At 50.9% G+C, this 12,759-nt stretch carries 11 protein-coding genes; 3 read left to right on the forward strand and 8 right to left on the reverse strand.

The window, feature by feature from the left end:
• The first annotated feature begins 265 nt into the window (after positions 1-265).
• Complete coding sequence (locus DXY31_RS12010; protein WP_114993998.1) at positions 266-2,473, forward strand: sulfatase-like hydrolase/transferase; 2,208 nt, start codon at positions 266-268, stop codon at positions 2,471-2,473.
• Positions 2,470-2,802 (forward strand): Nif11-like leader peptide family natural product precursor, encoded by a 333-nt coding sequence (locus DXY31_RS12015; protein ID WP_170953681.1) that lies wholly within the window; start codon positions 2,470-2,472, stop codon positions 2,800-2,802. The genes DXY31_RS12010 and DXY31_RS12015 overlap by 4 nt, the downstream gene beginning before the upstream one ends.
• A gap of 90 nt (positions 2,803-2,892) precedes the next feature.
• Here the strand turns inward: DXY31_RS12015 and DXY31_RS12020 are convergent, their stop codons facing one another.
• The 6 genes from DXY31_RS12020 to DXY31_RS12045 all read right to left on the reverse strand — a co-directional run bounded on the left by DXY31_RS12020 (position 2,893) and on the right by DXY31_RS12045 (position 8,424).
• Positions 2,893-4,437, reverse strand: coding sequence for a vWA domain-containing protein (locus DXY31_RS12020; RefSeq protein ID WP_244279746.1), 1,545 nt, complete (start codon positions 4,435-4,437; stop codon positions 2,893-2,895).
• An 81-nt stretch (positions 4,438-4,518) separates the two neighbouring features.
• Positions 4,519-5,127, reverse strand: a complete 609-nt coding sequence (locus DXY31_RS12025) for a type IV pilin protein (protein ID WP_170953682.1) — start codon at positions 5,125-5,127, stop codon at positions 4,519-4,521.
• Positions 5,124-5,645 (reverse strand): prepilin-type N-terminal cleavage/methylation domain-containing protein, encoded by a 522-nt coding sequence (locus DXY31_RS12030; RefSeq protein ID WP_114994001.1) that lies wholly within the window; start codon positions 5,643-5,645, stop codon positions 5,124-5,126. The genes DXY31_RS12025 and DXY31_RS12030 overlap by 4 nt, the downstream gene beginning before the upstream one ends.
• A gap of 2 nt (positions 5,646-5,647) precedes the next feature.
• Positions 5,648-7,165 (reverse strand): hypothetical protein, encoded by a 1,518-nt coding sequence (locus DXY31_RS12035; protein ID WP_137024975.1) that lies wholly within the window; start codon positions 7,163-7,165, stop codon positions 5,648-5,650.
• A 215-nt stretch (positions 7,166-7,380) separates the two neighbouring features.
• A complete protein-coding gene (locus DXY31_RS12040) occupies positions 7,381-7,917 on the reverse strand; it encodes a type IV pilin protein (protein WP_114994003.1) in 537 nt (178 codons plus the stop codon).
• A 42-nt stretch (positions 7,918-7,959) separates the two neighbouring features.
• A complete protein-coding gene (locus DXY31_RS12045; protein ID WP_114994004.1) occupies positions 7,960-8,424 on the reverse strand; it encodes a type IV pilin protein in 465 nt (154 codons plus the stop codon).
• Positions 8,425-9,081: 657 nt separating this feature from the next.
• Here DXY31_RS12045 and lepA point away from each other — a divergent pair.
• Positions 9,082-10,896 carry a translation elongation factor 4 gene (gene lepA, locus DXY31_RS12050; RefSeq protein ID WP_114994005.1) on the forward strand — a complete coding sequence of 605 codons (1,815 nt, stop codon included), beginning with the start codon at positions 9,082-9,084 and terminating at the stop codon, positions 10,894-10,896.
• Between the two features lie 28 nt (positions 10,897-10,924).
• Here the strand turns inward: lepA and DXY31_RS12055 are convergent, their stop codons facing one another.
• Both DXY31_RS12055 and DXY31_RS12060 read right to left on the reverse strand, forming a co-directional pair.
• Entirely contained in the window at positions 10,925-11,407 is a 483-nt protein-coding gene (locus tag DXY31_RS12055; RefSeq protein WP_170953684.1) for a type II secretion system protein, read from the reverse strand.
• Between the two features lie 17 nt (positions 11,408-11,424).
• Positions 11,425-12,753, reverse strand: a complete 1,329-nt coding sequence (locus tag DXY31_RS12060) for a type II secretion system protein J (RefSeq protein WP_170953685.1) — start codon at positions 12,751-12,753, stop codon at positions 11,425-11,427.
• Positions 12,754-12,759: the final 6 nt, after the last annotated feature.

Genomic DNA, 12,759 nt, shown 5'->3' on the forward strand with positions numbered 1-12,759 from the left:
CGCGCTTGACTAAGGCTATCTACAAATCCTTGTCTGCAGATCGCCGATCGATATGGAGAAGATTTTAAAGTCGTTGGGCGGATGATGACGACCGAGCATGCGCCGTCTCTGACCTCAAACCCGTGTTGTTTAGTCGATCTGCAACTAACGACTCGAAGTTTTTGCAAAGCCTTTAAATCCTGCAAGAATCGCTGAATAAGAGGTTTCATAGAGGGTTCCTGAGCTGGATAATTCCTCGTCATCAAGTCTTGATCAACTGGGGTTGATGCCCAGTGAGGACGAGCGGCTTGTCGCTGAATTGGCGGGATTCAATCCAGATCAGCTCAGCGACCAACAGCTGTTGCTCTGCAGGGATTATTTGAGTGTTGCTGAGCAGATTGGATTGTCCGGCCTGCAAAGCACTGCTGATTTGAATCAGGTCCGTCAGTTTCTTGCTGATGCTGAGTCGTCAACGGCACGACCACCCAATCTGGTTGTGTTCATCCGAGATCAGGTCAAACCAGAGGACCTTTGGCTTCCTCGCGATTGGGCGAAGGAGAAACTTCCCACTCGTCAGTGGTTGCTGGATAACGGACTTTCATTTGAGAACTCCTTCACCAACACGGCGATGTGCTCTTCTGCACGCGCCACGTTTTTCACGGGTAAGTTCCCAGCTCAACATGAAGTCGACCTGCTTCTCAGCGACATTGAGAATCCAATCCTCGATTCTCAGGTTCAGCTCAATCCTGATCTGCCCACTCTCGGCAATGTGCTGCTGGATCAGGGATACGACGTGTCGTATTTCGGCAAGACCCACCTGAGCAAGACCATCACCCTCGAAGACGGCGAGGTGGTGTATCAGGACATGCAGCCCTATGAGTTCAGTAACTGGCAGGGGCCGGATGCCGGGCAGGATATGGATCCTGCCAACGCAGGTGGTGGTTACGCCGACAACGACTCCCGTTTTGTTGATGAGGCCACCAGCTGGCTGAATCAACGCGTGAAGTCGGGGAATGATCGCCCGTTCGCCATGGTTGTGTCGTTGGTCAACCCCCATGATGTGTTGTCTTACCCAGAGACCTGGGGCAAGGGCGACCCTCAGACGAAGTTCGGCTACAGCCGGGAGATGATCGAAGGCAGCATCGACATCCTGCCGAAGACGGTGAAGGAACCGATCGCATCACCGACGGCGGTTCAGCAAGGGCTTGATTTAGCAGGCAATTACAAACCTCAGATTCAGCGTGAGTGGCTGCTTGCGCAGGCCGGCGCTCAACCGCTGCCGACCGATGAGATGAAGCTCAACTATCTCAACTTCTACGGCAATCTCATGGAGATCGCCGACACTCAGATGGGCAACGTGATCCTGGCGTTGCGCCGTCATGGCATGGTCGACGACACCATGTTTGTGAGCACCAGTGATCACGGCGAGATGGGCATGACCCATGGCGGCATGGTTCAGAAGATGTTCAACGCCTATGAAGAGTCGATTCGGGTTCCGATGATCTGGTCGAATCCCCAATACTTCAAAGGCGGCCAGACCTCCGATGCCCTGGTCTCGCTCGTGGACTTCCTGCCCACAGTGGCTGGGCTCTATGGCTCCAGTGAACAGGAACTGGAGGGTTACGACCTTAGCGGCGTTGACTACTCCCCGATCATTCGCAGAGCGGCGACCGGTTCGCCGCTCTCCATTGATGATCTCGATGTGCAGTCGTCGTTGCTTTACACCTATGACGACATCTATGCAGGCCAAGATCCTGCAAATTCAATCCCAGAGGGAGCTTGGGATCACGGATTACTTCCAGGCCCCAACCGTTTGCAGGCGTTACGCACCAAGGATTACAAATACGTTCGCTACTTTTCAGGTGATGAGCCGTATGACCCGGCCAATTGGCAAGGCGAGTTTTATGACCTCCGGCCCGGAGGCGGTGACTACTACCCCAACATTGATCCCATCACTGGTCAGTTGAATCCGTTCAAGGCTGCTCCTCTTGAATTGCGCAATCTGGATCCCAAGGCGGAGGCTTTGAGAGTGCTCAATGGAGAAGAATCCATAGCGACGAATGAGCAACGGCTTGCCTACATGCAGATGTCGCAGTTGCTGGATGAGCAGATTGATCTTCGGCTCACGCCGCTGGAGCCTTTCCCATCACAGCAACCCACGGTGACCATCTATCGAGGCGGTTCCGCTGGAGAGTCATCCGCCTATGACGATGGCGATCCGATTGTGAGGCTGCTGCCGACCGGGGAAGGGACCAATGCACTTGAAGTGGCCTTCAACACCAGAGCAGGCCAGAGCTACAACATCGTGACGCTGCAAAGCCAGATCGAAGATGGGGAGCTCGTCTTCAGCAGGGACGACGTTCTGGTTTCGAATATCAGTGGTACCAATGGACCCACCTATCAGTACATCACCGGTCTTTCGAGTGGCCTGGAGCTCTCGGATCTGGCTGTGGAATGGATCGGTGGCTTTGTGCCTCTTGGCTTGTGGGGATGAACGGAGCCGAGCAGCTCACTGCCTTTCTTACAAAGGTGCGCTCCGATGCCGAGTTGCAACAGCAACTCGCGGCATTTCATGTGGAGCTTTGGGGAGATGCCCATCTGCCTCTCGATATTGACCTGGATGCTGTGATCGCTCTGGCCTCAGAGATCGGATTTCACTTTGATCGTGCTGATGTGGTGGCCAGTCAGTGTCGGCATCTGGAGCGTTTTGCCTCGTTTGAGATGGAAAACGCTGTTGTGGCACGCCGCTACATGGCCAGGATCCAGTTGCAGGTTGATCGAGGGGGGAAGCCTGAGGAGCCGATTCATTACTACAAGCCTTAAGCAACTTCACCCCCTTCCCACTGATTTTTAAGGTGGGTCAAAAACAAGCGGTATTGAAATGTTTGGTTCGAGTCTTGAGGAGGCTTTGTGTCAGTTTTGTGTCGAGCTCAGCACATATTTTTTGTCAATGTGTAGGTAGTCACCGGTTGTTTTTCCTGCAAGGGATTGCATCCAGTTGGATTGCAAGCCCAGTGCAATTGTGTTCACTTTGAGTGCTATCTCCCTGTTGTTGTTCAGACCTGCATAGTGACCAGAGGTTGATGCATGATCATCTGTCGTCCATCGCCCGCGATTGCGGTCGTAATTGGGTTCGCCATCGGAGAGGAAGTAAAGCGTGTCGGTGTTGCTATCGGCGAAGGCTTCATTCAGACCCTCCCAGGGATCGGTTCCACCCCAGCGGTAGGGGTAACCGTCATCCAAGGTGTTAACAAAGGCAATCGCTGAATCGCGCGTTCCTTCAGCTCCGATGTTGACGAGTGATTTGGCTGAGTTTTGCCAAATGCGGTGGTTTTGATAACCAGGTGAGCTGAAAGAGCGCAGGCTGATCTGTGTGTCGTTGGGAAGCTCTTGGAGCAGTGAAATCAACTCGTGCTGGAGCGACTCCATGCGCGTGAGTGCACAACTTCTCCGGCTCCAGAAGTAATTACTACCACTCCAGAAGATCTTCCAGTTCCCGAACCCACTTCCCCACAAGATGCATGCACTCATCGACCCAGAGCCATCCACAAGAAAACGCATGCGCTTGCTGCTGACATTTCGGAAGAAGAGACCATCCAGCACTTCGCCGTCTTCCGGCCCTTTGTCAAGGCGCTTATCGGCACGGGAGTAGGCAACGAAATAGAACGGGTGTGTTGTGATCTCTTTGTTGACGGCTTCAATTTTGAGGAAGCTAGTTTGAATGTTGTCTTTGTCTGTGGTCGGGTCGATGAAACGGATCAGCTTTCTGTTTTCGTCTGTTATCAGGCGAATGGCTGGTTCTCGTGAAGACCGCTCAGGGGTCTTGTCTTCGTTAAAGACGAAATCAGTGTTGGCTGCCAGCTCACTGAGGGGGGTTGTTTCCTTGCGGGGATCAATGATGCACTCGGGCTGATCTGAATCGCATCGAATCACACCAATATCATCAATCACCATGGCGAGCGATTGTTGCTCAGTTTCGTTGTATCGGCCATCGAGTTGCATTGAGGCCCCACAACGCTTTAACGCATAACCCTTGCCAGCGCTGCTGAGCGATAAGCCGTAATACACAGGATTGTTCAGTTCAGCCATCTTGACGCCAAACACTGGATTGAATACCTGTCCTGTTTGTTGTGCCAATGATTGGCATTGGCTGAGGGAGGCTTGATAGTCGTCGTGATTGAGATCTGTATGAGCAAGTTGATCGTTTGGCTTTTGTTTGGTTTTGATCAACAGGTGTAAACCCCGCTCGATTTCTGAACGCATCATGCGTTTTCCGCTGATGGTGTTTTGTTGTAAACCTGCCTTGAGATCCATCTTGTCGATCAGGCTTCCAGTGCTTCGTAGGGCCAATGTTGATGCCCCGATCAGTGCAACTCCTGCACTGGCCGCAATTAATGTTTCCGGAATACCAAAGCCACGCTGCTCACGGGAGGCCATGCGTTGTTTGATTTGGGTCATGGACTTGATGGTTAGGGGATTCATTGATAAAAAGGCGGCTGATCGGTGAGTGTTAGGGAGTGAATTGGCTTCTCATTGATTTCATCGGCGTCGACATCGCGTGTCCTCCCATGTTCCGCTGTGCAGGTGACCGGAAGTTGAGAACTTGATGCAGCGAATCGGAAGAGGTCGTTGTGGATCTTGGTCCCAGCTGGTTGAGCGAACTAGCATGACCAAAGCATTCCCATCCGTGCTTGTGCCCGGAGGAGAGAGGGAGTATGTCGATTGGGAAACTTTGATCTCTACATTTTTTGAAATTGCTGTTTGTTCCAAGTCGATTAAACGATACGGAGGATTCCATTCGCATTGCTTCGTATCGCAGCATTGAAGCCTTTGAGCACGATCTTCTTTTGATAGATGGCCAAGTTCAACAATATTTTCAACTGAACCAAAGTCGCCGTTGATATTGTCAGTGCCAACATAATTGGCTGCAAATTTTATTTCGCAGCTTGTCCCTTCTGTAGACTGGCGAGCTCGCAAGCTGAATAATCCGGATTCGATTTTTTGTGTGTATTGATCCAGTTGATTCAGTGCCAGTTGACGTCGATATTGAGGGATTGCCCATGATGCAGCCAACGTCACGATCACTGCTGCGATGAGCACTTCCAGAAGGCTGAATCCTTGTGTCGGTGGGAATTGATTCTTCTTCATTCTTCTAAAATGCATCGCGTTTGGAAATTTGGATTGAGTTCGATTGTTCTTCGTTCGTTCTCGATCGAATACTCTGGTGCTGAAAATTGATAGCTGATAACGGTGATGCCTGGATGTTCTCCGACGGTGATTGATCGTTCGATCAGGTTGTTCTTGCTCACCCCTGATATCTCTGGTTCAGGAACAGCGATTGACCCACCTTTTTTTGATAGCTGCTGTTTAAGGTAAGCAGCTGGATTGAGGCAGGCTGCTCTTTGGTCTTGGCTGGGCATGGATTCCAGAGTGAGCTTTGAATCAGCCTGTTGAATTAATTGAATATTGTTGTGTATGGCGGCTTCGATTTTGTCTCGTTCGATGCGATGTCTGCCACTGGTGATCGATTGGATTGAGATCCGCGCTGTTCCAACCATCACAATCAGCATAATCACTCCAGCGATCAGCACCTCCACCATCGTGAAACCATCACGGGCACTGACAGGGAGTCGAGATAACTGTTGCATCAGCGAGTTCTTGGCCATGATCAGAACCGCTGGAATTGATCAAGGCCCGTTCCTCTGATTCCACGGGTGATTCGGCGCCCATATCCCGAGAACCCCTTTTTGGCCCAGTCCCAAACAGTGGATGCCTGCTTCACCAGCGATGCGGATCCGGCTCCATTCGTTTGTGCATTTAGGCTGAGACGATGACCATTGGAGCAGTAGCTGTGGCTCCAGATCACTCCCTGAAGCTGTGCATCTTCTTGCAATGCCACGGTTCCTTGTCGCATCAGAATCCATGCTGCTGGGAGACTGCTGCCGGCCAGATTGATTCTGTTGTTTTGATCTGCACATTGCGCAGGATCTTGGGGTGCGTCCGTCATGATCACCAGTCGTTCAGGTTGCTGATTGCAGGTGTTGGAGTTGGTGTTGACCCCGCAGATCAGTGCCCGCCGCCCCAGAGTGATGGAAGCATTCTCGCTGTTGGTGCCACTGAACTGTCCTTGCTGAGGTCCAAGCAGATGAAGAACCACAGGCCTCGTGCTGTTTTCAATCAGTAGTCGTGAACGACTGAGATTGATTCGATCAAAGTAGACATGACAATCACCGCTCTTTCCTGTACAGATGTCTTTTTCTCGCAATCGAATTGTTGCGGTTGTCTGCCATTGGCCGTTTACACGACGCCAGCGTCGTCTGCTGTCAATGTTGACGGGTGTGCTGTAGGCCCCCGACTGACTTTTACGCTGGCAAAGTACACGCCACCAGCAGCGTCCAGAAGGATTGTACTGATCATCATCAACTCTCCAGACACGAGTGGTGGATGGCTCTCCCGGGTAGTTATCTTTTGATCCGTTTATTTTGAAAAGGCCGGCAGCGGGTTGCTTTTGATTCATCACCGGCCAGACACGAGATGCCAAATTTGCGGTGTAGCTATCGATGCCTTTCATCTGTTTGACAATTGCTGATTGATTGCATTGGCTCGCAATTGCTCTAGCTTTGTCCTCTGATATATGCCAGAGAATTTGCCCAGGGCTGTCCAGCTCAATTGGGCCCAGTTCCATATGATGGGCAGCCAAAATGGCCCAATCATTTGATCGGTTCACATCAACCCAGGATTGAATATAGAGCGATCGTTCCAGGCGACTCCGTGCGAGATAGGAACCAGGAGGTGCATCTTTGCGACGCACAATCCCTTCGATGATGAATTTCGCTTCACCATTGTCTGTGCTTCCTGATGTGCCCGGACTGCTATATCCTCTCAGTCGATAAAACGTTTCTATTTTGGAAATTCCATCCTCACGCAGTGATGGATCATCTGCGCCTTCGAGTGCAACTTCCGTTGTTGGCCAGGATTCACCGGATTGACCCTGACCCTGTTTGGGTAGACCGATGGATGTATCCAGGCAGACTTCTGAAAAGTGGGGTGATTGATTGCTATTCAAGCGCTCCCAGTGGAATCCGTTATTGGCTTCGTTGAGGTTTTCGCGGTTATCAAGCGTGAACAGAAATCCTCTGTTTTGATCTGGATTTGGATTGTTGAGTTCGCCAAGAATACGATTCAATCCATTGTTAGCGGCTGCTTCAGCCAGTTGCTGATAGCTTTCTTTGGCGCTTAGTCGGCGTGACATTAACTGCCTGGCTAGCAGACTGCTGACTCCTGCCGTAATGATCACCCCCAGCATTAATGTTGAGATTAAGGCGAGTCCGTCTTCGCAGCTTCTTCTCTCGATCCTTGATCGATCATGGTGCCTTGTTCTGATGCTGGGCAATGATCGTGTCATTGATCATTCCTCATGCATCGCAAGTTGTCGATGGAGGCAACTGCGTTGTGGGTTCCTTTTCTTAAATCGCTAGATCCATTGCGTAGATCAAGACAGGCCACAACGTTGTAGGTCCCGGCATCTGGATTCTTCGAACGTGCTTCTAGGGTGTAGAGCTGATCATTTTCTTTGATGTTCGCCTCATAGCAATTTGTCTCGTCGTTGGACTCGCTTTTTGCTTTTTTGCCGCAGCTAGCGCTCGCCAGGGTGATCCATTCAAAATCTTCTTGGCTTGCGGGCCCACTTGGGGTCATTAGCGGGGTGATTTTGTTGAGATCTGCCCAGCTTTCAGGGAGTAAGCCCATCTCATCAACAAATGCCGCAATTGTGACCTGCAGTTGCGACAAGCTTGCGGCCGTTTCGTTCTGGCGTGTTTTCTGAACTTGAGAAAAATACTGGGGCAAAGCCACGGCTCCTAAGATTCCAATAATCGAGACAGTTGCCAGCAACTCAACCATTGAAAAGCCATTTAAGTTTTTATTCTTGAGTGACATCACTAGTCAGGTTGGGAAGAACTGATGGCCATTGTTCTCGGCTTAAATGCCTGAAACGATCGGCTTTTTGACCGTTCCGTCGGTAAGATCTGCAGCCATTTTGACTACGACCCCATCTGTCTTGTTATGGCCAGACTTGCCTTTGGCGATCACAACAAAAGTGTCCTTTGTTCCGTCGCATTCGTATGTGAAGTTTGTGTTAGCAGTGTTAATTAATCCTGCGTAGTCTTTGCAGTTTGAGTGATCAGTGCCACTTGAAATTGTGCCATTCTCCAGGTAGTAAATGCTGGCTTGCTTGACAATTGCTGATGCTTGCTGTGTTCCTTCAGTGGCCGCTGCTTTTTTGGTTTGATTCATGAATTGGGGCAGCGCAACGACGCTGAGAATCCCGGCAATCATCACCACCGTCAGAAGTTCAGTCAGGGTGAAGCCATCGTTGATGACGGATTTGGACCTGCTTGAGCGTGCAGCCAGTGTGCGGAGGAGCTGAACTTGGATCGTTGTCATGGCTCTCGGGATGTGAGTGGAATGCCTTGCTGGTGATGGTTGGCGGTTTGCAGCTACGACAACCAATCGTTGACATGTCTCCTGCCAAGCCTTGATGCGTTATCACAAATTTTAATTTCTGCAGACTATTTGGCTGAAAACTGAATGAGATCTTCTTAAGAGCTTTGTGACCAGATGTGACTGAGTCTTCTGTTTCAAGCAAATCTTGAGGTTTCGCCGCTTAGCCAAGGTGTTGGTTCGAGAGCTATGTAATTCAGCTCTGGCAATCGGATTTCTGCCATCCTCCAAATGGAGGGTTTTGAGACTGCTTTGTTTCTGAAGCTGGTTTTTGGGCTCAGCCCCTGCTCTCTGCAGCATCACCAAGAAGCTTCATGGCTGTGGTTAGTCGGTGCGATGCGACACTGCTTCGATTCACCAATGTGCTCCAGTTGTTGATGAGATGCCGTCTTGGACGGCTTAGCTGATGCTCAGCTGTTGACCACCGTTTGATCGTCTGGCCAGTGAGTGTATGGATGAGTTAGTGGCGCTGCTTGTGAATTGAAGACCGCTGACCAGGCGCCAGCTTCAAATCGCCATTGAGAGGCTCTTGGGGCTGATGGCTGCTCCCTAGGATTAAAAAACGCATTGATCAGCCCTAGACGGGAGACCGCCAACCGCATGACCGACGCCCCCGTCTCACGGATCCGCAATTTCTGCATCATTGCCCATATCGACCACGGCAAGTCGACGCTGGCTGACCGTTTGCTGCAGGACACGGGCACGGTGGCCAACCGGGACATGCAGGAGCAGTTCCTGGACAACATGGATCTCGAGCGTGAGCGTGGCATCACGATCAAGCTTCAGGCGGCGCGCATGAACTACACCGCCGCTGATGGTGAGACCTATACCCTCAACCTGATCGATACTCCAGGCCATGTGGACTTCTCCTATGAGGTGAGCCGCAGCCTGCAGGCCTGTGAGGGAGCTCTGCTGGTGGTGGATGCCAGCCAGGGCGTGGAAGCCCAGACGCTGGCCAACGTGTATCTGGCCCTGGAAAACGATCTGGAGATCATTCCGGTGCTGAACAAGATCGATCTGCCGGGGGCGGATCCGGATCGCATCAAGGAAGAGATTGAAGCGATCATCGGCCTGGATTGCAGCAATGCGATCCCCTGTTCAGCCAAGACCGGCCTTGGTGTGCCTGAGATTCTTCAGGAAGTGGTGGATAAGGTTCCGCCGCCTGCTGATGCGGTGGCTGAGCCCACCAAGGCGCTGATCTTTGACTCCTATTACGACCCCTATCGGGGGGTGATTGTGTATTTCCGGGTGATGAGCGGCCGGATCAATTGCAAGGACAAGGTCTTGCTGATGGAAAGCAAGAAGATCTATGAGCTCGATGAAGTGGGCGTGATGGCCCCTGACCAGCGCAAGGTTGATGAGCTGCATGCCGGTGAAGTTGGCTATCTGGCTGCATCGATCAAGGCTGTGGCCGATGCCCGTGTGGGTGACACCATTACCTTGCTCAATGCTCCGGCTGATGAGCCGCTTCCCGGTTACACCGAGGCCAAGCCGATGGTGTTCTGTGGCCTGTTCCCTACGGAAGCGGATCAGTATCCCGATCTACGCGAAGCGCTCGATAAGTTGCAGCTCTCTGATGCTGCACTCAAGTTTGAGCCTGAAACCAGCAGCGCCATGGGTTTCGGTTTCCGCTGCGGCTTCCTTGGTTTGCTGCACATGGAAATTGTGCAGGAACGCCTGGAGCGCGAATACGACCTTGATCTGATCGTTACTGCACCGTCGGTGATCTATCAGGTGAACATGATTGATGGCAGTGAAGAGATGGTGGATAACCCCGCCACACTGCCCGACCCGCAGAAGCGCGAATCCATCGAAGAGCCCTACGTGCGCATGGAGATCTATGCGCCCAACGACTACAACGGTGCGTTGATGGGCCTCTGCCAGGAGCGCCGAGGTGAGTACATCGATATGAAGTACATCACCACCGACCGGGTAACGCTGATCTATGAACTACCGCTGGCCGAAGTGGTGACCGACTTCTTCGATCAGATGAAGACGCGCACCCAGGGCTATGCCTCGATGGAATATCACCTGATCGGTTATCGCAAAAACGAACTGGTGCGACTGGATGTGTTGATCAATGGTGAACGGGCTGATCCACTCACCACGATCGTGCACCGTGATAAGGCTTACAACGTGGGTAAAGGTTTGGTGGAAAAGCTCAAGGAGCTGATTCCCCGTCAGCAGTTCAAGATTCCCCTGCAGGCCTCGATCGGTAGTCGCATCATTGCTTCCACCAGCATCAGTGCCATGCGCAAAGACGTGCTGGCCAAGTGCTACGGCGGTGACATCTCACGCAAAAAGAAACTGCTGAAGAAACAGGCCAAAGGTAAGAAGCGGATGAAAGCCATGGGCAAGGTGGATGTGCCCCAGGAGGCGTTTATGGCGGTTTTGAAGCTGAATCAGGCCAATTAAATTCAATGAACGCAGCGTGCGGCATGGGTCATGAGCACCAGTTCATTGCCTGAGGAATAATTGAAGCGCTTGAGCTAACAGTCTTGTTGTCAACAGTGCTGGTGTAGTTGATGTTCAGTTTTTTCTCATTGATACTGACATTGCGCATGATCTGAATAGTATCTTGGGTGCTGTCGAGTGCACCACTTTTAACTGGAAAATCGTCCAACGGATTAGCTTTTGAACAATGAGATGTGCTGTAGCGAGATGGCTCGTAAAGGTTGTTGACTCCCCCTAAGCATTCACCCTGTGTACATTTCCAAGAGAGTGCTTGTTCACGGATCCGAGCCAGATCTGCTCGAATACCATCTTGAATCTGGTTTAATTTTCCAGTTTTTTCAGAAAGACGTACGCTATCCAATCGTGATTGGAGCACGCTCATCAGCACGATGATTAAGATTGAAAAAGCAACTAAAATTTCTACCAGAGTGAATCCTGAATCTGTCAGGGGCTTTCGTTGCTGTTTCGACATGAGATGCAATGTCATCACTACAGGTTGCGGTTGCTTGCTTTGAAGACCAACTGCTCCACATTGTTGAGAATCAGTTCACCACCCCTACTTGTGGTGACTGTGCAACTAGAGCTGTTGCAGGCTGTACTGAGGATATAAGTTGATTGGTAATCCTTAAGATAAACACGATCAAAACCTCCGCCGCCGTAAATCTTGACGGTACTGGTTTCTTGATCGACATCAGACCAGGGAAGGAAGCTGTCGTACCCACCTTCTGGATCTTCTGAGTAGTTGTTGTCCCTCAGGGCGGGACATACTCCAGCAGGTGTGCAATCACCGATAAGTGTGTCATCGCCGCCACGTCCGATTAACCCATCATGTATTGGACCTCCATAGAGCTCGTCAGCTGCTGGGGTGCCAAGAAGAATGTTTCTGCTCTGGCCCCCGAACAATTGAACTCCTGTGGAGGATTGTCGATCTGGTGTTGGGTTTCCATCCATCACATAGTTTGCTGTAACTCCTTCCATACCATCTCCAATTTTTAAGGAGCGGTTGGTGCAAATGGTCTGCGTGATGTATTTGGGCCCTGTGATCTCGGGTGTAATGTAAAAACGAGGGTCTGAAAATAGAAGAGTCTTGGCATTGCCGCCACAATCATTATCCTTTGATACACAAATTGACTTGCAGACCGACTGATCGCTGGGTGGATGCGGGACGCGTTCAATTCGTGCTGACGCACCGCTGCTGATTGTTTGAGTATTGCTTGTGATTGTTTGATTGCTATTTTGAATCCCCGCCATCGCTAATTCAAATTCCACAGCCTTGCTGGCATTCGTGTTTTGCTGGATGCTTAGGCCACCGTTTTGCGATAGGTCCAGATTGTCTAAAACTATAGTTTCCTGATAACTGCCTTGTAAGTAAACTTCATTGCGAGTGCCAGCGATCCTCATCTTTGGGCCGCACCTGATTAATACTCCGCTATCGGAGTTGCCAACCCACTGATCTTTATTGGACAACATGTTTTTCTTTCGGACTCCATAGAGAACTTTTGGCAATGTATGTCGTAGTTGTAGTCGCAGCTTGATCTGCGCATCAGGTTGCTGTAAGAGTGGACATTGATTGGGAACGCTGGTGGCTGATAAATTATTTCCTTCAACGGACTCACTGTTGGAGATTTCGGATTGTAGTAGAGCACTTGTTTGCTTCCAGGCTTCATGTTGACGCCGCCTAAATTCAAATCGAGCATCCCCTTGGGATATTCTAATTAAAATATTCCAAGTCACCGTTGAAACCAATGCCGCAATTGCAGAAGCAATTAATAATTCTATGAGAGTGAAACCATTGCTTTGCTTGGCTTTGGAATTCATGCTTAG

The organism is Synechococcus sp. UW179A, assembly GCF_900473965.1.
Lineage (GTDB): Bacteria > Cyanobacteriota > Cyanobacteriia > PCC-6307 > Cyanobiaceae > Synechococcus_C.

Bases quoted from the DNA above. Each gene is read 5' to 3' on its own strand.
- DXY31_RS12030 (WP_114994001.1), bottom strand. From the start codon at position 5,645: ATGGCCAAGAACTCGCTGATGCAACAGTTATCTCGACTCCCTGTCAGT.
- lepA (WP_114994005.1), top strand. From the start codon at position 9,082: ATGACCGACGCCCCCGTCTCACGGATCCGCAATTTCTGCATCATTGCC.
- DXY31_RS12040 (WP_114994003.1), bottom strand. From the start codon at position 7,917: ATGTCACTCAAGAATAAAAACTTAAATGGCTTTTCAATGGTTGAGTTG.
- DXY31_RS12025 (WP_170953682.1), bottom strand. From the start codon at position 5,127: ATGAAGAAGAATCAATTCCCACCGACACAAGGATTCAGCCTTCTGGAA.
- DXY31_RS12045 (WP_114994004.1), bottom strand. From the start codon at position 8,424: ATGACAACGATCCAAGTTCAGCTCCTCCGCACACTGGCTGCACGCTCA.
- DXY31_RS12020 (WP_244279746.1), bottom strand. From the start codon at position 4,437: ATGACCCAAATCAAACAACGCATGGCCTCCCGTGAGCAGCGTGGCTTT.
- DXY31_RS12060 (WP_170953685.1), bottom strand. From the start codon at position 12,753: ATGAATTCCAAAGCCAAGCAAAGCAATGGTTTCACTCTCATAGAATTA.
- DXY31_RS12010 (WP_114993998.1), top strand. From the start codon at position 266: ATGCCCAGTGAGGACGAGCGGCTTGTCGCTGAATTGGCGGGATTCAAT.
- DXY31_RS12055 (WP_170953684.1), bottom strand. From the start codon at position 11,407: ATGTCGAAACAGCAACGAAAGCCCCTGACAGATTCAGGATTCACTCTG.
- DXY31_RS12015 (WP_170953681.1), top strand. From the start codon at position 2,470: ATGAACGGAGCCGAGCAGCTCACTGCCTTTCTTACAAAGGTGCGCTCC.